Source organism: Catellatospora paridis (genome assembly GCF_009720365.1).
Taxonomy (GTDB): domain Bacteria; phylum Actinomycetota; class Actinomycetes; order Mycobacteriales; family Micromonosporaceae; genus Catellatospora; species Catellatospora paridis.
The window spans coordinates 184,788-205,267 of sequence record NZ_ML769314.1 but is presented as its reverse complement, the minus strand read 5'-3'; the positions used below and the strand labels follow the sequence as shown (position 1 = coordinate 205,267).

Genomic DNA, 20,480 nt, shown 5'->3' with positions numbered 1-20,480 from the left:
TGGAGCGAGTTGTGGAGCGATCGGCGGGGTGAGCACCCGGAGGCGCTCACCCCGCCACGGTGGAGCGGATCGGTCAGCTGCTCAGCGCAGTGATCGTGAGGGTGGCGCGGTAGCTGCCCTTCGCGACGCTGTCCGGGATCTGCAGATCCAGGTCAGCACCGACCTTGGCCGAACCACGGGGGTGACCCTGGTCGGCCCAGCTCAGACCACGGGAGACCGACAGGCCCTGCCCCTGGTCCTGGAAGCCGGAGAGCACCTGGGCGTTGGCCTGGGCGCCCGCACCGGCGTCGAGCACGTTCGGCGTCCAGCCGAGGTAGGAACCCGAGAACGACTTGTCGCCGTCCCGGAAGTCGCCCACGCTGGCCGAGATCGACCACGGCGAGAGCGAGCGGCGGCTGTCCGACACCAGGATCGGGTTGATCTTGCCGCTCGCCTGGAAGGACGTGCCGTTGCGCTCCTGCGCGACGCCCAGGTTCACCAGGCCGTTGTAGCCGTCGATGGTCCAGCCGAACTCGCCCGGAGCCGGGTTGGGCACGTTGACCTGGATGGACTGGCCGTCACCCTGGTACGGGTGCACGGTGACCTTGTCGACGATCGAGCCGACCGGCTGCGCCTCGGTGGTGTTGGCACAGGTCTCGCTGCCGTTCTCCACCGCCGCGTTCGGCGCCACACAGGTGCCGCTGCGCAGGTTCTCCAGCACGAGCTTGTCGGCCTTGACCTGCACCCGGACGTAGCTGCGGACGTGCTCCTGGTTCTGCACGGAGTTGTACCAGAAGCTGCCCGGGTTCAGCGGGTCCGGACCGTTGCCACGGATGCCCGTGCCGGACGAGTCCGGGGTCTTGATGTCGTAGTACTTCGAGCCCGAGGCCGAGTTCGCCGTCACGTAGATGACGCCGCCGGGGCCGGGGGTCACCTCAGCCGCGCCGGGCTGCTCCGCCGGGTCGGCCTTCTGGCCGTTCTTGATGGCGTAGCTGCGCGAGTAGCTGTGGTCGTGACCCTGCAGCACCATGTCGATGCCGAGGTTCGAGAACGCGGTCGTGAAGTGCTCACGACGGTCCTTGTTGTCGGTGTCGGTGGAGTGGCTGGCCGGGGAGTAGATGGAGTGGTGGTAGACCAGCACCTTCCACTTGGCCTCGGCGCCGTGCTTGTTGATCACGTCGGTGATGTACGAGACGTGCGCCGAGTCGCCGACGTTGCCGCCGCCCGCCGGCACCTTGTAGCTGTTGCTGTTGATGTCGATGAACAGCACGTCCTTGTAGACGAACCAGTAGTCGCCACCGGACTTGGTGCCCGCCGGGTTCCCGTTGTCGTAGTACGGGGCCGTGCGGTCCGTGTTCGGGGTGAAGTGGTGCTGCTCGTAGGACTTGCCGCCCACGTCGTGGTTGCCGATGGTGGCCACCAGCGGGTACTGGCGCAGCTGGTCGGGAGCCAGGAACGAGGTCCACTGGCCCTCGTCGTTGGCGCTCTCGACGTGGTCGCCGCCGGAGACCAGCAGCTCGGCGTTCGGGTTGGCCGCGGTGGCCACCTTGAGGGTGTCCTCCCAGCCGGCCTGGTCCTTCAGCCGGTCGCCGGAGGAGCCGATCTGCGGGTCGCCGAAGAACAGGAAGTCGTAGTCGCCCTCGAAGTCCTGCGTCTTGAACGAGTACGCCGGGGACCAGTTGCCCTCGGCGCCGACCCGGTAGGAGTACGCGACGTTCTCACGCAGGCTGGTGAGCGTCGCGTGCCGGTTGAAACCGGTGGTGGAGGTGTTCGCCGCACCGACGGCGTCAACGCTGACGGCGTCGGCCGGGAACTCGCCGTTGACGATCGCTGCGGTCGGGGCGAGCTGGACCTTCTGCGCGGTGTCCGCGGAGGAGTACCAGTTCACGACGCGCTGCGACTGGTCGGCGCCCACACCCAGGACGATGCCGGTGAGCGTGGCGGTGTCCGCGGCAGCGGCCGGACTGGCCAGGCCGCTGCCGACGGCGACGGCCAGGCCCAGCAGTGCCGCGGTGGCCCCTGCGGCCATGCGGTGCCGCACAAGCCCGGAGGCCCGTGTCGAGTGGTTCAAGGTTCTGTTCCTTTGCTTCTGGAGGCGCGGAGGTGCAACCCCCAACTTGGTGGAGCGGTCCTTACGCTTGACCCGCCAAATGAACCCGCGGTGAACCCCGTCGGGCGGCTCGGTAGCCCTTCCCCGAAGGTCACTGCGGTATCAGGACGTGAACACCCGTTCCACGAACCAGACCAGTCCCATCACGGACACCCCGGCCGAAACCGCGCCCGTCACCCAGAGGCCGCCCCGCGGCGTACGGCGGCGCAGCACGATCAGCAGCGGGAAGACGGCCGCGATGATCGCGAGCTGGACGACCTCGATGCCGACGTTGAACACCAGCAGGGACCAGAGCAGCGTCCACGACCACGCCTCGTCGATGCCCAGCGCGCCCGCGAAGCCCAGGCCGTGCACCAGTCCGAAGCAGAACACCACCGCCAGGCGCAGCCACCCCGAACGGTCCAGGCTGAAGTGGCCGCGTCCAGACTCCGCAAGGTCGACGGCGTGATCGCCGCGGCGGCGGATGCACCACAGGTGCCAACCGGCCACCACCGCGATCGACAGCGCGATGACCGGCTCCACGATCGCGGCCGGCACCTGGACCAGGCCGAGCGCGGCGAGCAGGAAGGTCACCGAGTGGGCGAGGGTGAAGCTCGTGGCCGTGAGCACGATCTCGCGCAGGCGCCGCGACCCGGCGATGAGCGCCAACAGGAAGAGGAGGTGGTCGATGCCGCCGAGCAGGTGCTCGGCGCCGAGGCCGAAGAACTCGCCGAACCTCTGGTACCACGTCTGCGCGGTCGAGAAGGACGGGCTCGCGGCGTCGAGCGCGGCGCTGCCCGAGTGGCCGTCCAGGTCATACGTGACGATGGTCTTGGTGTCCTTGACGAAGTCCTCGCCGTCGGGGAACAGCTCGCTGCGCACCTCGTGGCCGCCGGCCCGGTCCGGGCAGGCCCAGTCGAGCAGCAGCCCGGCGTACGGCACGCCCTCCCGCTCGCCGATCGTGAAGTCGCCGACGCGCGCCGGGGCGCAGACCGCGCCGTCCGAGGTGACCGACAGGTGCTCGGTGACGTACGCGACGACCGGCTCCGCATGGGCGTCGAGCACCGCGGCCTGTGCTGCGGCGTCACCGTCGGCGAACGCGGCGGTGCCCGCCCGGAACAGGGCGTCGACGTGTCCGAAGTCGGCGGCGGACACGACGAGCAGGTCGTACTCGAGACCGAGCTCCGTCCGGACGTGGCCCTGCTCACCCGAGGTGAGGTCGACGTACGCGGTCGAGGAGAAACCGTGGGCGAACGCCGGGGCGGCGCCCAGGAAAGTGAGGACCGCCGCGGCGATGCCGGCGGCGGCGATGGCGAGGGTATGGCGGATGTGCCGTGACATGGTGCTCCTTAGCTGGCCAGTGCACGTTGCACGGCGCGCGTGAACACCAGCCCGACCAGCGGCGAACCACTGGCGAACAAACGCCCGCGACGGCCTGCGAGCGGCCGGAAGCGGCTTTCGCTGAGGTAGGAATACGGGGAACCGAGCCCCTCCCCACTCCCAGGACGATCACCTTGCGCCCTCCGCTTCGGGCCGTCGCCATCTTGGCCGCGGTCGCCGCGTTCGTCACCGGATGCAGCTCCGGCGACGACTGGTCCCAGCCGCACGCCAAGCCCACCGCCGTCGGCACCCTCGGCCCGGGGTTCGTCGACCCCTCCGCCCGGCCCGCCCCCGAGGCGACCATCACGCCCCGGCCCGGGTCCTGGACCGGCGTCCACCCGTCGGCCGACTACCGCGTGGTGCTGCTGACCGCGGGTGCCGACGCCCCGACCAAGGCCCTGGTGGCGGCGGTCGAGCAGTGGGCCGAGGAGGAGCACGTCGACCTGCGGACGGTGACCCCCGACGGGCCCCACGACCTCCTGCACGCGGTGACCAGGGCCCTGGAGATGGCCCCGGACCTCATCGTCAGCGCCGGCAACGACCTCATCGACCCGCTCGCGCTGGTCACCGCGAGCCACCTGTCGCAGCAGTTCCTCGTGGTCGGCGCGGAACTGGCCGAGCCCACGCACAACGTCACCGCGGTCGACTGGTCCGGCGCCTCGTTCCGCGGCGAGGGACTCGGCATGTCCTCGACGTACGACGCCGCCTCGTTCACGGCCGAGCGCTGCGCGGCCGCCATCCGGGCTGGCGTCGCGGCCGTGCTCAACGACCTGACCGGCATCGTGATCTGGCTCGACCAGCACTGACCCGCCTGATTCCCGGTGACCGGCGGGCCGCGGTCGGGCGACACGTAGGTATCGACTGATCACGATATGTCAACCGGGAAAGCGGCATGCAGACGGGCCAAACGGGGTGGCGCTCGGTGGGGCGGGCGGGACTCGAACCCGCGACCGAGGGATTATGAGTCCCCTGCTCTAACCTGCTGAGCTACCGCCCCGCGCCGGATGATCCCGGCGCTGCATAGCGTAGCGAATCTGCGCCGCTGCTTACACGCCCGATATCGGTGCGACACTCCTGGCCGGTCAGACATGTCCGCCAGGGCCGGGCGCGATATCCGATCGCCGCCGCGGACGCGGTCCCCTACCGTCGTGACATGCCGCGCCCACTGATCCCTGCTCCCGTCGACGTCGACCTGCCCGCCTGGCTCGACGCCCTGGGCACCCGCTTCGCCGCCTTCGAGCTGCAGGGCTCCGGCTGCGTCTCGTACGGGGTGGCCACCCCTGCCGGGCGGCGCTTCGTGAAGACCTTCCGGGCCGGGCAGGACTCGTTGCTGCGCCGTGCCCTGGCGCTGCACGGGGCCGTGGCGCACGAGGCGATCGCCGCGCCGCTGGCCGCGTACCGGCTGCGCTCGGGTGAGCACGCGCTGGTGTATCCGTGGCTGGACGGCGGGGTGCTGTACCCGACGGATCCGCGCGGGGCCGCGGTGCGCACGGATCCGGGCGGGGCGATGGCCCGGTTCCGCGCGCTGCCGCCGGACCGGGTCGAAGCGGCGCTGGACGCGGTCCTCGACGCGCACGTCGCGGTGGCGGCGGCGGGGTTCGTCGCGGTGGACCTCTACGACGGCTGCCTGCTCTACGACTTCGCCGGGTTTCGGATGCACGTCGTCGACGTGGACGAGTACCGGCCAGGGCCGTTCCCGCTGGAGGCGGACCGGCTGCCCGGATCGACCAGGTTCATGGCGCCGGAGGAGTTCCGCCGCGGCGCGGTGATCGACGAGCGGACGACGGTGTTCAACCTGGGCCGCACGTTGCGGCTGCTAATGGACGCCGGCGACGTCGAGGCCGCCTGGCGTGGCACGGACCGCCAGCTGGCCGTGATCGCCAGAGCGACCGAGCAGCGCCCCGAACTCCGCCACGCCACGGTGGACGAACTCGCCGTGGCCTGGCGAGCCGCGACGGCACGGGGCTGACCTGGCCGTACACAGACTGGTGGGCCCGGCGACCGCCGGGCCCACCAGGATGATCACGCCTTACGGCCGGGGGCGGCCGCCGTACGGCGTCTTCTTCCGCACGACCACCTGCTCGGCCGGGTCGCCGCAGCGGGTGCTGACGGCCCTGTTGTTGGAGTCACCGGTGTAGACGGCGACCCACTGGTAGGTGCCGGGCGTGCCGGGCCGGAAGGTTCCGGACGGGTACACGCCGTTGCCGTCGACGGTGACGGTGGAGGTGAAGACCGGGGTCCGCGAGCAGGTCGTGTCATTCGGCCCGTACAGGTTGAAGGTGATGGTGCCGGTCGGGTTCACGCCGCCCGACAGGGTCGCCGTGTCGGAGACCGGCTTGCCGACGAACGTGTCCCGCGACGCCTCGGTGACCAGCGTCGGCGTCACCGGCACCGCGCGGACGACGACGCTCTCACCCGCGTCGTTGCAGGCGGTGGTGGCCGGGGCGTTGTTCGCGTCACCGCCGTAGGCGGCGATCCACCGGTACGTGCCGGGCTGCGTCGGGGTGATCCCGGCCGACTGGTACGGGCCGTTCCCGTTCACCGTGACGCCGTCGGTCACCGGCTCGCCCGTACAGTTCGCGTCGTTCGGTCCGAACAGGGTGAAGGTGATGACGCCGGTGGGGCTGTTGCCCCCGGCCAGGGTCGCGGTGTCGCTGATCGAACCGCCCAGGTTCACGTCGGGAGACGCCTGGGTGGTGATCGTCGGCGTCGCCCGCGGGGTGACGACCACGTCCTCGGCCGGGTCGCTGCAGGCGGTGCCGGCGCCGGCGTTGTTGGCGTCACCGCTGTAGTCGGCCCGGAAGCGGTAGGTGCCGGGCACCGTCGGCGTGAACGGGTCGGACTGGTACGAAGCGTTGGCGACCACCGTCCTGGTCGAGGTGTCGACCGGAGCATTCTCGCAGACGTCGTCGCCCGGGCCGTACACGTTGAAGGTGATGGTGCCGGTGGGCTGGAAGCCGCCCGTGAGCGTGGCGGTGTCGATGACCGGATTGCCCACGGTGATGCTGTCATCGGACACGGTGGTGCTCACCGTCGGCGCGGCCTGGGTGACGACCGTGCTCTCGTTCTCCGCGTTGCACGCGCTGACGAGCTCGAAGTCACCGGCCGTGTAGGTGACCGTCCACCGGTAGGTGCCGACAGTCGTCGGCTCGAACGGGTTCGAAGTGATTTCACTGTCCGCCACCGTCACCGGCGTCGTCGTCTCATCGAGCACGGTGCCCGAACAGTCCGTGTCATCCGGGCCGAAGAGCTGGAACACGAGCGTGCCGGGCACCGGGACGTCGGTCAGCGTGGCCGTGTCGGTGAGCACCAGGGTGTCGCTGATCGGCGCCGTGTCCGGCGTTGCGTCGGTGGTGAGCGTCTGGAGCGCCGCGCGCAGGTGGGGGGCGGGGGCCGCCGCCTGTGCGCTGCTCGTTGCCACTGGTGCCAGGACGGCCGCGAGCCCGAGGCTCAGTATTGCGGCACGTGTCACCGGCCGGCCCTTGTGGTAGGGACGTTTCGTCATGCTTGCCTCCGCTGAACGGGCGAGGTGGACGGTGTGGAAAACACCCGAGACGGAGCTTATGTGCCCTGACCTGCACAAAAGGTGCGAAATGCGCAAACAAATATTTTATTCGCATTCAATGCGACGGGCCCTAAATAGTCGAAGGCCCCGGGCAAATGCCCGGGGCCTTCGACTTCGGTGCTCCCCCACTTGGACTCGAACCAAGAACCTGCCGGTTAACAGCCGGCTGCTCTGCCAATTGAGCTACAGGGGAATGTGCTCTTGGCGACCCTGCGGATCTCTCCTCAGCGGCGCGCCTCGACAAGACTACAGGACGGTCCCCCGGGTATGGCAAACGGGTAACCCTGGCCGGTCTGGTGTCGCGGCGTGCCCGCAACAGGCAGGATGGGACGTATCACGCGATCGAGGTCAAGGAGGCACGATGGGGAAGCTGGTGTGGTTCGCCGCGGGTGCGGCCGTCGGGTTCGTGTTCGGCACCCGAGCCGGACGCCAGACCTACGACGAGCTGGTGGCCACCACCCGCAAGGTGATGGAGCACCCCACGGTGCAGGAGGCGGCGGGCCTGGTCCAGGCGCAGGCCGCGAAGCTGTACGACGAGGGCCTACGCAAGCTGAACCAGCAGGCCTGAAGCCTCTTCGCGCGGAACTAACCGGCGCGGCCCACTCCCGGCATCGGGCGGTCGGCCGCGCCGTCGAGTCCCACCGCGCTCAGCTCGTCGCGGGCGGCGTCCAGCTCCTCGGTGCCGCCGACCTCGATGTGGTCGCAGCCCGCGTGCACGCCGCCGAGCACGGCGGCCAGCATCGAGCGGGCCACCGCGCCGAGATCGGTGTCGTCGCCGTGGTGCCCCAGTCGCAGCTTCACCACGGACAGCCGCGCGCGGCGCAGCCTGGTGAGCGCCTGGGCCGGGCTCTCCTTGGCATCGGCCAGCTGCGCGGCGCTCAGGCAGGCGCCGATCCGGGCCGGGTCGGCGCGCTCCAGCAGGCGCACGACGTCCTGCGAGCCGGTGATCAGGGTCTTCGGCGCGGCTTCGACCGCGACCCGGACGAGCCGGCCGGTGTGCCAGGCGATCTCGGTCAGGCCCCCGCTGAGGTCGGCCATCAGCCGGGTCGCCACCTGCCACTCGCGTTCGCGCTGCTCGCGCCTGGCCTCGTCGGCGGCGGTGTCGGTCTCCGCGTCAGCCTCGTCACCGGTTGCGGTGAGCGCGGGCGCGGCCGAGCGCGGCAGCGTGGTGGAGATGGAGCCGTGGGCGCTGTCCTCGGGCAGCAGGTCGACCAGCACTCGCGCGAGGTCGAGGGTCTGCATCCACCAGGTGCGCCAGCTGCCGTCGGGCGCCGTCAGGTCGGGGCCCGTGTCGAGGGTGACCACTTCGAGCCGGCGGGTGGCCAACTCGTGGCGCAGCCGTCGGCGCAGCCCGAGCGAGGAGGCGAGGGTGGTGGCGAGGATGGGGCTCAGCCGCAGACTCACGCTGAGCACGTCCGCGAACAGGCGCTGGCGCTGCGGCACGACCCGGGCGTCCAGCGTCTTCAGGAGTGCGCGCACGTCCTTGACGTTCTCGACGGACACGACGGTCGCCACGTGCACAGTCTGTCCGTCGGGATGTCGTAGGCGCATGGGTCACCTCCGCCCGGCGGCGTGTTGCCGAGAACGTACCTGCCTGATCCACATCAGACAAATAGAACTTAACAAATGAGCGCGTGAGCATGATCTAGTTCACGCGCTCATTCACGCCCGAACAGGTTTAACGGCAGAGCACCGAGGTAAGGCGGCGGCTCGCCACGTACAGGCCGACGGCCAGCATGACCAGCAGGTATGCCACGTTGCCGAGCATCGACCAGGTGAGCATGCCGGTGGTGATGCCCCGGATCAGCTCGACCGCGTGGTAGAGCGGGGTGGCCGCGATCAGGATCTCCACCGGCAGCGGGTAGTCCTGCACCGGCGAGAACGTGCCGGAGAACAGGAACAGCGCGAACTGCCCGGTGCTGATCAGGTCGAAGTCCTGCCAGCCGCGGATGAACGTGCTCACCGCCATGCCGACCGCGCCGAACGCCAGGCCCACCAGCCAGGTCGCCGGGAAGGCCAGCAGCGCCCAGCCGGGCGTGGTCAGGCCCAGCGCCACCATGACGATCAGGAACGCCCCGGTGTAGAGCGAGCCGCGGATCATCGCCCAGGTCAGCTCGCCGGCCGCGATCTCCATCGGGCGCAGCGGGGTGGCCAGCATGGCGTCGTACGTCTTGACGTACTTGAACTTGAAGAAGAAGTTGAAGGTCGTCTCGGCCAGCGCGCCGGACATCGCCGAGACCGCCAGCATGGCCGGGGCGACGAAGTTGGCGTACGGCAGCACCTCGCCGTCGGTCAGGGTCAGGTCGCCGACGAGCGCGCCGACCCCGACCCCGATGGACAGCAGGTAGAGCACCGGCTCGAAGAAACCTGAAGCCAGGACCAGCCAGTACGCGGGACCGGAGCGCAGTGCCCCGACGTTGCGGTTGATGACCGCGCCCACCCGGGCGGGTGAGAGCCGGTTGCCGCGGGCGACCCGCGCGACGGCATACGTGGTGACCATGGTCAGTCCCCTCAGTCCGAGAGCCGTCGGCGGAAGGCGCGCAGCGCCAGCAGGTAACCCAGCCCGGCCCAGGCCAGCAGGTATGCCACGTGCGCGGCGACCGGCCACGGCGGCGCGACGCCCAGCGTGGCCGCCCGGCACAGCTCCACCGCGTGCCACAGCGGCGACGCGTACGCCAGCGGCCGCAGCAGCTCCGGCAGTTGCGACACCGGGAAGAACACCCCGGCGAACAGCGTCGACGGGATCACCAGGAACCGGAACAGCAGCGCGAAGTAGCTGTCGTTCTCGATCGTCGCCGCGAACGCCGAGGTCGGCGCGGACACCGCGACCCCGAGCAGCGCGCACACGAACGGGGTGAGCACCACCCACGGCGAGTGGATCGCCCCGAACAGCGCGCTGACCCCGAGGAACACGACCGAGGCGATGAGCACCCGGAACACGATGTACAGCTGGTATCCGGAGATCATGTCCGCGATGCGCACCGGCGTCGCCCGCATGGCATGGAAGCCGCGGACCCACTTGAAGTCGCCCAGCACCGGGAAGGTGGACTCACCCACCGCCATCTGGAACGCGGTCGAGGCGAGCACGCCCGGCACGATCCAGTCGAGGTAGCTGACGCCGCCGACGTCGCTGATGTAGCCGCCCACCCCGATGCCGATGCTGAGCACGAACAGCACCGGGAGGATGAACGACGAGAACACCGAGGCCTGCCAGAGCCGCCGGTACGAGACCAGCGCCCGGTTGAACACCGCGAGCGTGCCGTCCATCAGTCGACCAGCGTCCGGCCGGTGAGGATCAGGAACACGTCCTCCAGGGTCGAACGGCGCACCAGCACGCTGGACGGGGTGAAGCCGCGCCGGTGCACCTCGTTCACGGCCGCGTCGCCGTCGGCGCTGTAGAGCAGCAGCCGGTCCGGCAGCGGATCGAGGCGCTCGCCGATGCCCGCGAGCTTCTCCACGTACGTCGCCGGGGCATCGTCGCCGAAGCGCAGCTCGACGACCTCGCGGGTGGAGTACGTCTCGATGAGGTGGCGCGGGGAGCCCTCGGCGACGATCTTGCCGGCGTCCATCACGACGAGGCGGTCGCAGAGCTGCTCGGCCTCGTCCATGTAGTGCGTCGTGAGCACGAGGGTGACGCCGCGTTGCTTGAGCCGGAACAGCCGCTCCCACAGCAGGTGGCGGGCCTGCGGGTCGAGCCCGGTGGTGGGCTCGTCGAGCAGCACCAGGTCCGGCTCGTTGATCATGGCGCGGGCGATGGAGAGCCGGCGCTTCATGCCGCCCGACAGCGGGTCGACCGTGCTGCCCGACTTCTCCGTGAGCTGCACGAACTCCAGCAACTCGGTGGCGCGGCGGCGGCCCTCGGCGCGCGGGATGCCGAAGTAGCGCGCGTAGGTGGTCAGGTTCTCGAACACGGTGAGGTCCGGGTCGAGGTTGTCGGTCTGCGGGCACACCCCCAGCCGGGCCCGGATCGCCGGACCCTCCCGCACCGGGTCCATGCCCAGGATGCGCAGCTCACCGGCGGTCGGCGTGGACACGCAGCCGATCATGCGCATGGTGGAGGACTTGCCGGCGCCGTTGGGGCCCAGGAAGCCGAACGCCTCGCCCGGCGCGACCTCCAGGTCGATGCCGTCCACCGCGGTGAAGTCGCCGAACCGCTTGACCAGGCCGCGGGCATAGATCATCGGGGGTCGTTGGTCACTCACGCGGCGACCCTATCCCCGAGCCCCGACAATCTCGCGGCCTTTTTCCCGATTCATCGATCACCCTGGCTGCCACTGCGCCCGCACGTTGGCGCATGACCGCCGTTACGGGTCAGAGCATGTGGTCAGACTCCACTTCTCGACCCAAAACAGCGATCTACCGGGCGGGGAAGCGCGGCGCGGTGTGGTGGCTGCGGCGCAGGGGGTCAGAGGTCGCCGAGGTCGCCCCGGGCGGCCGCGATCAGCTCGTCGGTCGCGGTGACGACCGCCGGGTCCTCGCCGTCGGTGCCCGGGTCGTAGCGGACGGTCCAGCTCAGGCCGTCGACGCCGGACACCCGCCGGGCGAAGATCCAGGCGCCGCCGCCGGGCAGCTCGTGGTGCTGCGGCTGCTGCACCGAGCTGGTCACCCGCAGGCGCACCTGGTGCGGCAGGTGGTGCGGATCGGTGAGCTTGAGGCGCACCGGCGTGCCATCGGCGACCACCTCGTAGCCGGCGCGTTCCGTGAGCACCTCGGCCGGGGTGACCACCAGCGTCTCCCCGTCCCAGACCGCCTTGTCGATGCGGTGCCAGCCGGTGCGCTGCTCGTCCCACCACAGCCCGAGGTTGGTCGCCACGACCGTGTCCTCGCCCGCCGGGGCCCAGGCCAGCACGCGCTCGTCGGCCGCCAGCTGCGGGCGGCGCTCCGCGGGCAGCACACGCCGCCCGCCGAACAGTGGAATCTTCATCAGAGCCCTCCGGCGGCCTTCTCCTTGAGCGCCCGGGAGTGCTGCTCCAGGGCGACGAGTTCGGTGAAACGCGCCCGGTACTCGTCGGACTCGGTCACCGGGTTGATGCGCTGCAGCCGCGACTTCACCTCGCCGATGCGCTGGTTGAGCCCGGCGAGCTGGAGGCGGGCCAGGACCACGTGCAGGTAGCCCGAGTCCGGCTCGCCGTCGTAGCGCACCGGTTCCACCGCCAGCTCCAGGACCAGCATCTGCGCGGCCAGATCCGAGCAGGCGTCGCGCACGCTGTTGACCCAGCCGGCCCCGGCCACCCCGGCGCAGGCCCCGCCGGCCGCGGCGATCGCCACCCGGATGTCCCGGTACGGCGGGTGCGCGTAGAGGGTCTCGTCGACCGCGTCGAACACCGGCCCGGCGAGCACCGGCTGCTGGATCGCCAACTTCAGCGCCTCGCGCTCGACGACCAGCCGCGGGTTGTCCGGGGCGGCCGCGGCGGGCCGGGGCGCGGGCACGTTCGCGCCGTCGGCGCTGCGGATCGCCGTACGCACCTGGTCGACGTCGACGCCGAGGTCACCGGCGAGCTTCTGGGCGTACCCGGTGAGCAGCGACCTGTCTTTGATCTTGGAGACCATGGGTGCGGTGGCCCGCAGCGCGGCCACCCGGCCCTCGACCGTGTCCAGGTCGTAGCGGGTCAGCGTGGAGCGCAGCGCGAACGCGATCAGCGGCTCGCGCCGGGCCACCAGGTCCCGCACGGCCAGGTCGCCCCGGGCCAGGCGCAGCTCGCAGGGGTCCATGCCGTCCGGGCTGACCGCGATGAACGTCTGCCCGACGAAGCGCTGGTCGTCGCCGAACGCCCGCAGCGCCGCCTTCTGCCCCGCGGCGTCGCCGTCGAAGGTGAAAATGATCTCTCCGGCGTACGCGTCGGTGTCCAGCAGCAGCCGCCGAAGCACCCCGATGTGGTCCGTGCCGAACGAGGTGCCGCACGTCGCCACGGCCGTGGTCACCCCGGCCAGGTGGCAGGCCATCACATCGGTGTACCCCTCGACGATCACCGCCCGGCCCTGCTTGGCGATCTCGCGCTTGGCCTGGTCGATGCCGTAGAGCACGTGCGACTTCTTGTACAGCGGCGTCTCGGGGGTGTTCAGGTACTTCGGGCCGTCGTCGTCGTCGAACAGCTTGCGCGCCCCGAAGCCGATCACGTCGCCGGACACGTCCCGGATCGGCCACAGCAGGCGGCGGCGGAACCGGTCCACCAGGCTGCCCGAGCGTGCCTGCCGGGCCAGGCCCGCGGTCTCCATCTCGGCCGCGCTGAAGCCGAGCCCGCGCAGGTGCTTGACCAGCAGGTCCCACTCCACGGGCGCGAACCCGCAGCCGTAGCGCTGGGCTGCGTCCCGGTCGAAGCCCCGCTCGGCCAGGAACTCCCGGGCCGCCCGCGCCCCCGGCGTGAGCAGCTGCTCGGCGTAGAACTCCTGGGCCGCGGCGTGCGCGGCGACCAGGCGCTGGCGCTGGCCGTACTGGGGACGTTCGACCGCCGGGCCGCCCTCGATCCGGCGCAGCTGGATGCCCGCCCGGTCGGCCAGGCGCTCCACCGACTCGATGAAACTCAGGTGATCGATCTTCTGCACGAAGTTGATCACGTCGCCGCCCTCGCCGCAGCCGTGGCAGAACCACACGTTGCGCGCCTGGGAGACGGTGAACGACGGGGTCTTCTCGTCGTGGAACGGGCACAGCCCCTTGAGGTTGCCGCCGCCCGCGTTCTTCAGGGTGACCTGCTCACCGGCCACGTCCACGATCGAGCTGCGCTCGCGTACGAGCGCGATGTCCTCATCACGGATCCGACCCCCGGCCATGCGGTACATCCTGCCAGGGGACGCCACGCGGGCGCACAGCCGATACCGTGCGATCGTGGCCCATCCCACCCCCGCGCCCGACGCCGCCCGCCGCGCCGCCGACGACATCGAGCTCACCGTCGCGCTCGCCGAGTACACCAAGATCCTTGAAATGCGCCGGGCGGTCAGCGACCAGGCCCACAACCGGTACAACTTCTTCCTGGTCATCGCCACCGCCGTGGCCGCGGTCTCGGCCGGCCTGCTCGGCAGCGCCATCGACCAGAACGTGAAGATCGGCGCCGTCGCGACGCTCGGCACGCTGGTGCTGCTGATGGGCCCGGCCGTGTTCGCTCGCCAGCTGCGCTACACCGGCGCGTCCCAGCGCTACGGCCTCGCCGAGCAGACGCTGCGCACCTACCTGGTGCGGCGCGCCCCGGACCTGGCCCCGTTCGTCCTGCTCCCCACCCTCGACGACAACGGGCTGTTCCCGCCGCCGGCCAGCCGCTTCCACCTGCGCATGCGCGACGCGGTCGGCCTGGCCGCCACCATCGGCCTGGTCAACAGCGCCCTGTTCGCGATGGGCGGCGGCCTGCTCGCCGCCGCCGCGCGAGCGCCCGGCTGGGCGGTGACCGTCCTCGCCCTGGCGTTGTTCGCCGCCGCCGCGGCCCTGCACCTGTGGTGGGTCAGCCGCACCGTCCGGGCCAACTTCGCCGGGAACCAGCGCCTGCTCGCCGACCGCCCCCTCCCCCGACTCACCCGCCCCGAAATCCCGGACCAGTCCGCGCCGCACCTGACTCCGTAGCGCGTAGCGGTCAGGCACCGGCAATGGTCAGCCGCTGATGCCAGGCCTGCGCCGCAGGGTCGGTGAGGGAGGCGACCTGGTCGACGACGACGCGGCAGCGGGCCGTGTCGTCGGCGGCCTCCCGCCACAGCGGGGCGAAGACCGGGTCCAGCTCGGCCGGGGCCCGCTCGGCCAGCACCCGCACCAGGTCGCGCAGGATCTGGCGCTGCTCGTCGTACCACGGCTCCATGCCGCGACGCCGCATCACGTAGCGCAGCGCTATGCCCTTGAGCAGGGCGCAGCGGATGCGGGCGGCCTGCGGCACGATCAGGTCGGCGTCGTAGCGGCGCAGCATGCCGTCGCCGTACTTCTCGCGGGTGGCGTCGACCGCGGCGGCCACGAACCGTCCGGTCAGGACGCTGGTGCAGCGCTTGAGCGCCAGCTGCGCCTTGAACGAACCGTCGTAACCGGCCAGCGGCGCGACGACCGGATCGGCCAGCAGCTCGATCAGCGCCTCGTGCAGCAGCGCCGGCGACTCGGGTGAGTACACCTGCGCCACGTCCGCGCACAGGGCGGCCCGCTCGTCGGCGTCCAGCAGCAGCGGCTGCAGCTCGATGAACCCGGAGTAGAGGCCGTCCTCGACGTCGTGCACCGAATACGCCACGTCGTCGGACCAGTCCATGACCTGCGCTTCCAGGCAGCGCCGGTCGTCGTCGGGCGCCCCCAGCCGCACCCAGTCGAAGACCGGGCCGTCGTCGGCGTACACCCCGAACTTGCGGGTGCCCTCCCGGCGCGGCCACGGATACTTGCAGGTCGCATCCAGCGAGGCCCGGGTCAGGTTGAGCCCCGCGCCCTCCACCTTGGCCTCCAGCCGGGTGAGCACCCGCAGCGTCTGCGCGTTGCCCTCGAACCCGCCCCAGGCCCTGCTGACCTCGTCGAGCGCATCCTCGCCGTTGTGCCCGAAGGGCGGATGCCCCAGGTCATGGGCCAGCCCGGCGACGTCGACGACATCGGCGTCACAGCCCAGCCGCGCGCCCATCTCGCGGGCGATCTGCGCCACCTCGAGCGAGTGCGTCAACCGGGTACGCAGGAAGTCGCCACTGCCCGCGGTGTGCACCTGGGTCTTGGCGGCCAGCCGCCGGAACCCGGCCGAGTGCAGCACCCGCGCCCGGTCGCGCTCGTACGGGCTGCGGCCGAAGCCGGTGTCCTTCGAAGGCTCGGGGATGAACCGCTCGCTGGGATCAACCATCTGCCAAGACTACTGACCGCGCCCCGCTTTATCGCGCACGCGCGGTGAACGTCAGCCGACCGGCATCGTCCACGTTGGCATCGATGGTTATTGACATTCATGTTGCGGGGACGTTAAGTGATGGGACAAGAGAGCGCTCTCACAACCGTCCACGGTCCCCGGTCCGCCGCCCATGCCGAGCCCACGGCGTGCGGGCCACCCTCTTCCCCAGGAGGAGAAAGCCCTGATGAGCACGCGATTCTCCGGCCGCCGCACGGCGCTGTTCGCCGCCGGTCTGGCCGTCCTGGTCGCCGCGGCGGCCGCCGCGGTCAACGCGATCCCCGCGCACGCCTCACTGCCGTCCACGCCCTCGGGCTGGCAGCTGGTGTGGAGCGACGACTTCAACGGCGCGAACAACACGCTGCCGTCGTCCGGCAACTGGATCATCGACACCGGCACGTCCTACCCCGGCGGCCCCGCCCAATGGGGCACCGGTGAGATCCAGACGTACACCAACAGCACCAACAACGTCCGCCACGACGGCGCGGGCAACCTGCTGATCACGCCCATCCGCAACGGTTCCAGCTGGACCTCGTCGCGCATCGAGACGGTCCGCACGGACTTCAAGCCGGCGGCCGGGCGCGTCCTGCGCATCGAGGGCCGCATCCAGATGCCCAACGTGACCGGGGCCGCGGCCGCCGGCTACTGGCCCGCGTTCTGGGCGCTGGGCGCACCGTACCGGGGCAACTACCAGAACTGGCCGGGCGTCGGCGAGTTCGACATCATGGAGAACGTCAACGGCATCAACTCGGTGTGGGGCGTGCTGCACTGCGGCGTCGCACCCGGCGGGCCGTGCAACGAGTTCAACGGCATCGGCACGAGCCGCGCCTGCCCTGGCAGCACCTGCCAGTCGGCGTTCCACACGTACCGGTTCGAGTGGGACCGCACCAACGAGAACGCCCAGCAGCTGCGCTGGTACGTCGACGGCACGCTGTACCACACCGTGAACCAGAGCCAGGTCGGCTCGTACTGGTCCGCGATGACCTCGCACGCCGGCTACTTCCTGCTGCTCAACGTGGCGATGGGCGGCGCGTTCCCGAACGGCGTGGCGGGTTCGGCGACGCCGACCGGCAGCACCGTCTCGGGTCAGCCGATGCGGGTCGACTACGTGGCCGTCTACCAGACCACGGGCGGCACCACGCCGCCGTCGTCGCCGCCGGCCAGCCCGCCGCAGTCGCCGCCGCCGGGCGGGGGCAACCGCGACGCGTACGCCAACATCCAGGCCGAGAGCCGCAACGCCCAGACCGGCACCACGATCTACGAGGGCTACTACGTCGGCGCCATCGGCAACGGTGACAACCTGCGCTTCGACGGCGTGAACTTCGGCTCGCCGAGGCCGCTGGACTTCGTCACCAGAGCTGCCTCGGGTGCCGCGGGCGGCATCAGCGGCCTGGTCGAGGTGCGGATCGACAGCCTGTCCAACGCGCCCATCGGCAGTTTCGCCATCGCCAACACGGGCGGCTGGACGAGCTGGCGGGAGATACCCGCGAACGTGGGCTCGGTGACCGGCACGCACACGGTCTACCTGACCTTCTCCAGCGGGCAGCCCAACGACTACGTCAACATCGACTGGTTCCGGTTCCGGCGCTGAGCCGGCAGACCCTGCCCGGTGTGGTCGGCGGGAGGGGCGGCAACCGCCCCTCCCGCCGCACCGCGTACGCCCTGGTCAGTAGGTGTAAATCTCGTCGGGGGTCGGGGAGGCGGCGGCAGGTGCCGCCGGCGAGGCGGGCGGAGCCGCGGCCGGGGATGCGGCCGTGCCCGGCGGGGGCACCGGCACCGGGGTCGCCGTGGGCAGGCAGGACAGGTTCTTCTTGCCGGTCGGCGCGACGACGAACCAGACTCCGCCGACGGCCTGGCCCTTCCACTGCCCGGCCTTCTTGTCGCCCAGGTAGCGGTAGAGCGGCCAACCGGCGAGGGTGACCTGGGTGGCGCCGTCCTCCCGCTCGACCGTGCCGACGAGCTTGGCGTCGAGCCCGGTCAGCTTCAGGTTCTCGTCGACCAGCACCGGCGGCCAGACCGCGGCGCAGTCGCCGGAGCAGTTGCTGGCCGGCGGGTCGGCGGTGTCCTTGTCGAACCGGTAGAGCACGAAGCCGTCGGCGTCGGTGACGATGTCGCCCATCTTCGCGATCTTCTTGGCACGCAGCTCCGCGGTCGGGCTGCCGACGGCGGCGATCACCTCGGCGGCGGGCTCGTTCTCCGCCGGCCCGAGCGGGGACGGTGCGGGCTGGTTGATCGGCGCGGGCCCGTCGCGCAGGCCCGCGCACGCCGTCATGGCGCCCATCGGGACCAGCAGGAGCGTGGCGGCGAGTACAACGCGAACACTTCGCAGCATCGGAGGACTTCCCTTCTCTCTCAACCGACCAGGCTCAAGCGGCGCTGGTTCGGGATGACGGCGGGCAGCGACACGAGCGGGCGGGCCGGGCCCGCCTCCCGCATCGCGCGGGCGAGCGTGGTGAACTGCCGCGGCGCGTTGACCGCGACCACCCCGGAGGTCACACCGTCGCGGCGGTGTGCGGCGAGCACCCCGCCGCGGGCGATGTCGCGGCGGCCGGGGCGCAGTTCGGTGACGGCGACCTCCTCGGCCTTGTCGATCCGGCCGCAGACCTGGATGCGCAGCCCGAACAGGTCGGACCAGTAGCGCGGCAGGACCCCGACGGCGGGCGCGGCGCGCGAGCCGGACAGCAGCGTGCGGGCGGCGGCCTGACCCAGCTCCATGGCGGCGATCCACTGGTCGACGCGGGCGGGCTTGTCGCCGTACCAGGCGTTGGGCCAGCGGGCCACCGCACCGGCGGCGACCACCTGGTCCACGCCCTGTACCCGCAGGCTCTCGTCGCAGAGCAGGCCGTCGCTGGTGTCGGCGTGGCGGGCGGTGAACCAGTCGGTGTCCGGCCGCTCCCCCAGCGTGGCGATGACCACGTCGGCGTCGACGTGCGAGCCGTCGTCGAGGTCGAGCCGCCAGCCGCGGCGTCCGCGGGCCAGGCCTTTCACCCGGCGGCCGAGACGCATGCGCACGCCTTCGTGCCGCATCGTGTCGGCGATCAGCCCGCCCGTCACGGACCCGACGGCGCGTGTCATGACCTGCGGGTTCGAGTCGATCATGATGCATTCGCGGGCCAGCGAGCGCACCACGTAGGCGGCCTCGCAGCCGGTCAGCCCGGCGCCGACGACCGCGACCCGCTGCGCCTTGCGCAGATCGGCGGCCAGGCTCAGCGCGTCGTCGATGCTGTGCAGGCTGTGCAGGCCGGGCTCGCCGACCGGCCAGGCGTCCGGCATGACCGGCCGGGCGCCGGTCGCGACGATCAGCGCGTCGTACACGTACATCTCGCCGGTCTGGGCGTAGACGATCTGGCGCTTGGCATCCAGTTCGGCGGCGACCCGGCCCGTCAGCCAACGCGCGGAGGACGCGGTGGACAGCAGCACGTCGGCGGGCCGCTGTCCGGTGAGCAGCCCTTTCGAGCAGGCGGGCCGGTGGTACGGCGGGCGCGACTCACCGGCCAGCACGGTGACCGCGCCGGTGAACCCGAGCCGCTCCAACTCCTCGACCGCCGCCACCGCGGCGCGTCCGCCGCCGACGACGACGACCCGGTCCAGGTCTGATGTGCGGTGCCTCACGGTTGGTCCTCGCTCGTCAGGTCGGCGACATGGAAGCGGTCGCGGGCTGGGCGGTGTTGGGCCCGGCTGTGGCGTGCCCGCTGCCGGAACTCGTCGAGTTCGGTGGCGGGCTCGAAGGCCGGGCGGCGATCGTCGTCGTCGTAGTCGGCGGGTGGCGTGGCGACGCGCTCTCGCTCGCGCTGGCGCGTGATGAGCGGGGTCACCGGCGCCGCGGGCGGCACGGGCGCGGCCGGCGCGGTCCCGGCCGGACGCCGGACGCTGATGGCCCGTGCCGGGCACACCTCGACCGCGCGGACCACCTCCTCCAGGCGGTATGCGGGCGGGGCCGCGGTGTAGTCGAGCCGCCCGTCGCTGCGCAGGCTGAACACGGCGGGCGACTCCTGCTCGCAGAAGCCGAACCGGGCGCAGCGCACCGGATCCACGTCCACCACCAGACTGTCGCGCGGCTGCTCCGGCCGCATGGTGGCCAGCACGTTGTCGGATTCGACCCGGCGGTTGCGGCGCGGCCAGGTGGTGAACCACAGCGCGACCGTCGCCAGCCAGGCGGTGTAGACCGGACCCCAGACCCAGGCCGGGCCGGTGTCCGTGCCGGAGATCAGCACGTGTGCCGACACCAGCGAGAACCCGACGTAGGTGGCCATGTGCACGGCGCGCCACCGGCTGAAACCGAGCCGGCGCTGGATCACGATCGAGATCGCACCGGCCAGCACCAGCTCCAGGCCCAGCACGCCCGCGCCGACGCCGACCGGGTCGTGCGTGTCCACGAACGGCACGATGACCTCGACCACGCTGATGGTGCCGTTCGGCACGGCGAGCTGGGCGATCCCGTGCACCAGGCCCAGCGTCAACCCGATCAGGGCGATGCCCTGATGGGCGGCGTATGCCACGGATCGGCGGATCCGGCTCAGACCCCATCCGTTGCGCAGCGCGACGCCGCCGAGCACTGCCAGCCAGAGCAGCCCGAACGAGGTGAATCCCACCGTCGCGGCGATGACATGAGCACTCTCCATAACCGTCCCGCTACTCTGCTCGAATAAGC

The 20,480-nt window shown here is 71.2% G+C and carries 18 protein-coding genes and 2 tRNA genes; 5 read left to right on the top strand and 15 right to left on the bottom strand.

Annotated elements, in window-relative coordinates; genetic code table 11:
* Positions 1 to 73: 73 nt before the first annotated feature.
* Both F9C41_RS10020 and F9C41_RS10015 read right to left on the bottom strand, forming a co-directional pair.
* Positions 74 to 2,050: a purple acid phosphatase family protein gene (locus F9C41_RS10020; protein WP_230689470.1), complete on the bottom strand. Its 1,977-nt coding sequence runs from the start codon at positions 2,048 to 2,050 to the stop codon at positions 74 to 76.
* A gap of 141 nt (positions 2,051 to 2,191) precedes the next feature.
* Positions 2,192 to 3,409, bottom strand: a complete 1,218-nt coding sequence (locus F9C41_RS10015) for a HupE/UreJ family protein (protein WP_155386425.1) — start codon at positions 3,407 to 3,409, stop codon at positions 2,192 to 2,194.
* A gap of 173 nt (positions 3,410 to 3,582) precedes the next feature.
* On the opposite strand from F9C41_RS10015, the gene F9C41_RS10010 reads away from it, so the two are divergent.
* Positions 3,583 to 4,254: a type 1 periplasmic-binding domain-containing protein gene (locus F9C41_RS10010; protein WP_155386424.1), complete on the top strand. Its 672-nt coding sequence runs from the start codon at positions 3,583 to 3,585 to the stop codon at positions 4,252 to 4,254.
* A 117-nt stretch (positions 4,255 to 4,371) separates the two neighbouring features.
* On the opposite strand, the gene F9C41_RS10005 is transcribed toward F9C41_RS10010, so the two are convergent.
* Positions 4,372 to 4,445 (bottom strand) — tRNA-Ile (locus F9C41_RS10005).
* Between the two features lie 156 nt (positions 4,446 to 4,601).
* Here F9C41_RS10005 and F9C41_RS10000 point away from each other — a divergent pair.
* Positions 4,602 to 5,417, top strand: coding sequence for a serine/threonine protein kinase (locus F9C41_RS10000; protein WP_196279703.1), 816 nt, complete (start codon positions 4,602 to 4,604; stop codon positions 5,415 to 5,417).
* 60 nt (positions 5,418 to 5,477) lie between these two features.
* Here F9C41_RS10000 and F9C41_RS09995 read toward each other — a convergent pair whose 3' ends face one another.
* Together F9C41_RS09995 and F9C41_RS09990 are read right to left on the bottom strand one after the other, a co-directional pair.
* Positions 5,478 to 6,953 carry a hypothetical protein gene (locus F9C41_RS09995; RefSeq protein WP_155386423.1) on the bottom strand — a complete coding sequence of 492 codons (1,476 nt, stop codon included), beginning with the start codon at positions 6,951 to 6,953 and terminating at the stop codon, positions 5,478 to 5,480.
* 180 nt (positions 6,954 to 7,133) lie between these two features.
* A tRNA-Asn gene (locus tag F9C41_RS09990) sits at positions 7,134 to 7,206 on the bottom strand.
* 168 nt (positions 7,207 to 7,374) lie between these two features.
* On the opposite strand from F9C41_RS09990, the gene F9C41_RS09985 reads away from it, so the two are divergent.
* A complete protein-coding gene (locus F9C41_RS09985) occupies positions 7,375 to 7,581 on the top strand; it encodes a hypothetical protein (protein WP_155386422.1) in 207 nt (68 codons plus the stop codon).
* Positions 7,582 to 7,598: 17 nt separating this feature from the next.
* Here the strand turns inward: F9C41_RS09985 and F9C41_RS09980 are convergent, their stop codons facing one another.
* From F9C41_RS09980 to dnaG, 6 genes are all read right to left on the bottom strand, one after another.
* On the bottom strand, positions 7,599 to 8,528 hold the full coding sequence (locus F9C41_RS09980) for a hypothetical protein (protein WP_155386421.1): 930 nt from the start codon (positions 8,526 to 8,528) through the stop codon (positions 7,599 to 7,601).
* Between the two features lie 163 nt (positions 8,529 to 8,691).
* Positions 8,692 to 9,513: an ABC transporter permease gene (locus tag F9C41_RS09975; RefSeq protein WP_155386420.1), complete on the bottom strand. Its 822-nt coding sequence runs from the start codon at positions 9,511 to 9,513 to the stop codon at positions 8,692 to 8,694.
* 11 nt (positions 9,514 to 9,524) lie between these two features.
* Positions 9,525 to 10,280 (bottom strand): ABC transporter permease, encoded by a 756-nt coding sequence (locus F9C41_RS09970; protein ID WP_155386419.1) that lies wholly within the window; start codon positions 10,278 to 10,280, stop codon positions 9,525 to 9,527.
* Positions 10,280 to 11,194 (bottom strand): ABC transporter ATP-binding protein, encoded by a 915-nt coding sequence (locus F9C41_RS09965; protein ID WP_155386900.1) that lies wholly within the window; start codon positions 11,192 to 11,194, stop codon positions 10,280 to 10,282. Before F9C41_RS09965 ends, F9C41_RS09970 begins: the two co-directional genes overlap by 1 nt.
* Before the next feature lie 224 nt (positions 11,195 to 11,418).
* Entirely contained in the window at positions 11,419 to 11,931 is a 513-nt protein-coding gene (locus F9C41_RS09960) for a hypothetical protein (RefSeq protein ID WP_407924690.1), read from the bottom strand.
* Between the two features lie 5 nt (positions 11,932 to 11,936).
* Positions 11,937 to 13,781: a DNA primase gene (dnaG, locus tag F9C41_RS09955; RefSeq protein ID WP_330164745.1), complete on the bottom strand. Its 1,845-nt coding sequence runs from the start codon at positions 13,779 to 13,781 to the stop codon at positions 11,937 to 11,939.
* A gap of 55 nt (positions 13,782 to 13,836) precedes the next feature.
* On the opposite strand from dnaG, the gene F9C41_RS09950 reads away from it, so the two are divergent.
* On the top strand, positions 13,837 to 14,562 hold the full coding sequence (locus F9C41_RS09950; RefSeq protein ID WP_155386416.1) for a hypothetical protein: 726 nt from the start codon (positions 13,837 to 13,839) through the stop codon (positions 14,560 to 14,562).
* 10 nt (positions 14,563 to 14,572) lie between these two features.
* Here F9C41_RS09950 and F9C41_RS09945 read toward each other — a convergent pair whose 3' ends face one another.
* Entirely contained in the window at positions 14,573 to 15,790 is a 1,218-nt protein-coding gene (locus F9C41_RS09945; RefSeq protein ID WP_155386415.1) for a deoxyguanosinetriphosphate triphosphohydrolase, read from the bottom strand.
* A gap of 226 nt (positions 15,791 to 16,016) precedes the next feature.
* Between F9C41_RS09945 and F9C41_RS09940 the strand changes: the two genes are divergently transcribed.
* A complete protein-coding gene (locus F9C41_RS09940; protein WP_407924681.1) occupies positions 16,017 to 17,420 on the top strand; it encodes a carbohydrate-binding protein in 1,404 nt (467 codons plus the stop codon).
* Between the two features lie 75 nt (positions 17,421 to 17,495).
* Here F9C41_RS09940 and F9C41_RS09935 read toward each other — a convergent pair whose 3' ends face one another.
* From F9C41_RS09935 to F9C41_RS09925, 3 genes are read right to left on the bottom strand one after another with little or no spacing between them, the layout of a single operon-like run.
* Entirely contained in the window at positions 17,496 to 18,161 is a 666-nt protein-coding gene (locus F9C41_RS09935) for a hypothetical protein (RefSeq protein WP_155386413.1), read from the bottom strand.
* Between the two features lie 20 nt (positions 18,162 to 18,181).
* Positions 18,182 to 19,441, bottom strand: coding sequence for an NAD(P)/FAD-dependent oxidoreductase (locus F9C41_RS09930; protein WP_196279702.1), 1,260 nt, complete (start codon positions 19,439 to 19,441; stop codon positions 18,182 to 18,184).
* Positions 19,438 to 20,451 (bottom strand): ferric reductase-like transmembrane domain-containing protein, encoded by a 1,014-nt coding sequence (locus F9C41_RS09925; RefSeq protein ID WP_196279701.1) that lies wholly within the window; start codon positions 20,449 to 20,451, stop codon positions 19,438 to 19,440. Before F9C41_RS09925 ends, F9C41_RS09930 begins: the two co-directional genes overlap by 4 nt.
* Positions 20,452 to 20,480 lie beyond the last annotated feature (29 nt).

Bases quoted from the DNA above. Each gene is read 5' to 3' on its own strand.
- F9C41_RS09935 (WP_155386413.1), bottom strand. From the start codon at position 18,161: ATGCTGCGAAGTGTTCGCGTTGTACTCGCCGCCACGCTCCTGCTGGTC.
- F9C41_RS09985 (WP_155386422.1), top strand. From the start codon at position 7,375: ATGGGGAAGCTGGTGTGGTTCGCCGCGGGTGCGGCCGTCGGGTTCGTG.
- dnaG (WP_330164745.1), bottom strand. From the start codon at position 13,781: ATGGCCGGGGGTCGGATCCGTGATGAGGACATCGCGCTCGTACGCGAG.
- F9C41_RS10000 (WP_196279703.1), top strand. From the start codon at position 4,602: ATGCCGCGCCCACTGATCCCTGCTCCCGTCGACGTCGACCTGCCCGCC.
- F9C41_RS09965 (WP_155386900.1), bottom strand. From the start codon at position 11,194: ATGATCTATGCCCGCGGCCTGGTCAAGCGGTTCGGCGACTTCACCGCG.
- F9C41_RS09975 (WP_155386420.1), bottom strand. From the start codon at position 9,513: ATGGTCACCACGTATGCCGTCGCGCGGGTCGCCCGCGGCAACCGGCTC.
- F9C41_RS10015 (WP_155386425.1), bottom strand. From the start codon at position 3,409: ATGTCACGGCACATCCGCCATACCCTCGCCATCGCCGCCGCCGGCATC.
- F9C41_RS09995 (WP_155386423.1), bottom strand. From the start codon at position 6,953: ATGACGAAACGTCCCTACCACAAGGGCCGGCCGGTGACACGTGCCGCA.
- F9C41_RS09970 (WP_155386419.1), bottom strand. From the start codon at position 10,280: ATGGACGGCACGCTCGCGGTGTTCAACCGGGCGCTGGTCTCGTACCGG.
- F9C41_RS09925 (WP_196279701.1), bottom strand. From the start codon at position 20,451: ATGGAGAGTGCTCATGTCATCGCCGCGACGGTGGGATTCACCTCGTTC.
- F9C41_RS09945 (WP_155386415.1), bottom strand. From the start codon at position 15,790: ATGGTTGATCCCAGCGAGCGGTTCATCCCCGAGCCTTCGAAGGACACC.
- F9C41_RS09940 (WP_407924681.1), top strand. From the start codon at position 16,017: ATGAGCACGCGATTCTCCGGCCGCCGCACGGCGCTGTTCGCCGCCGGT.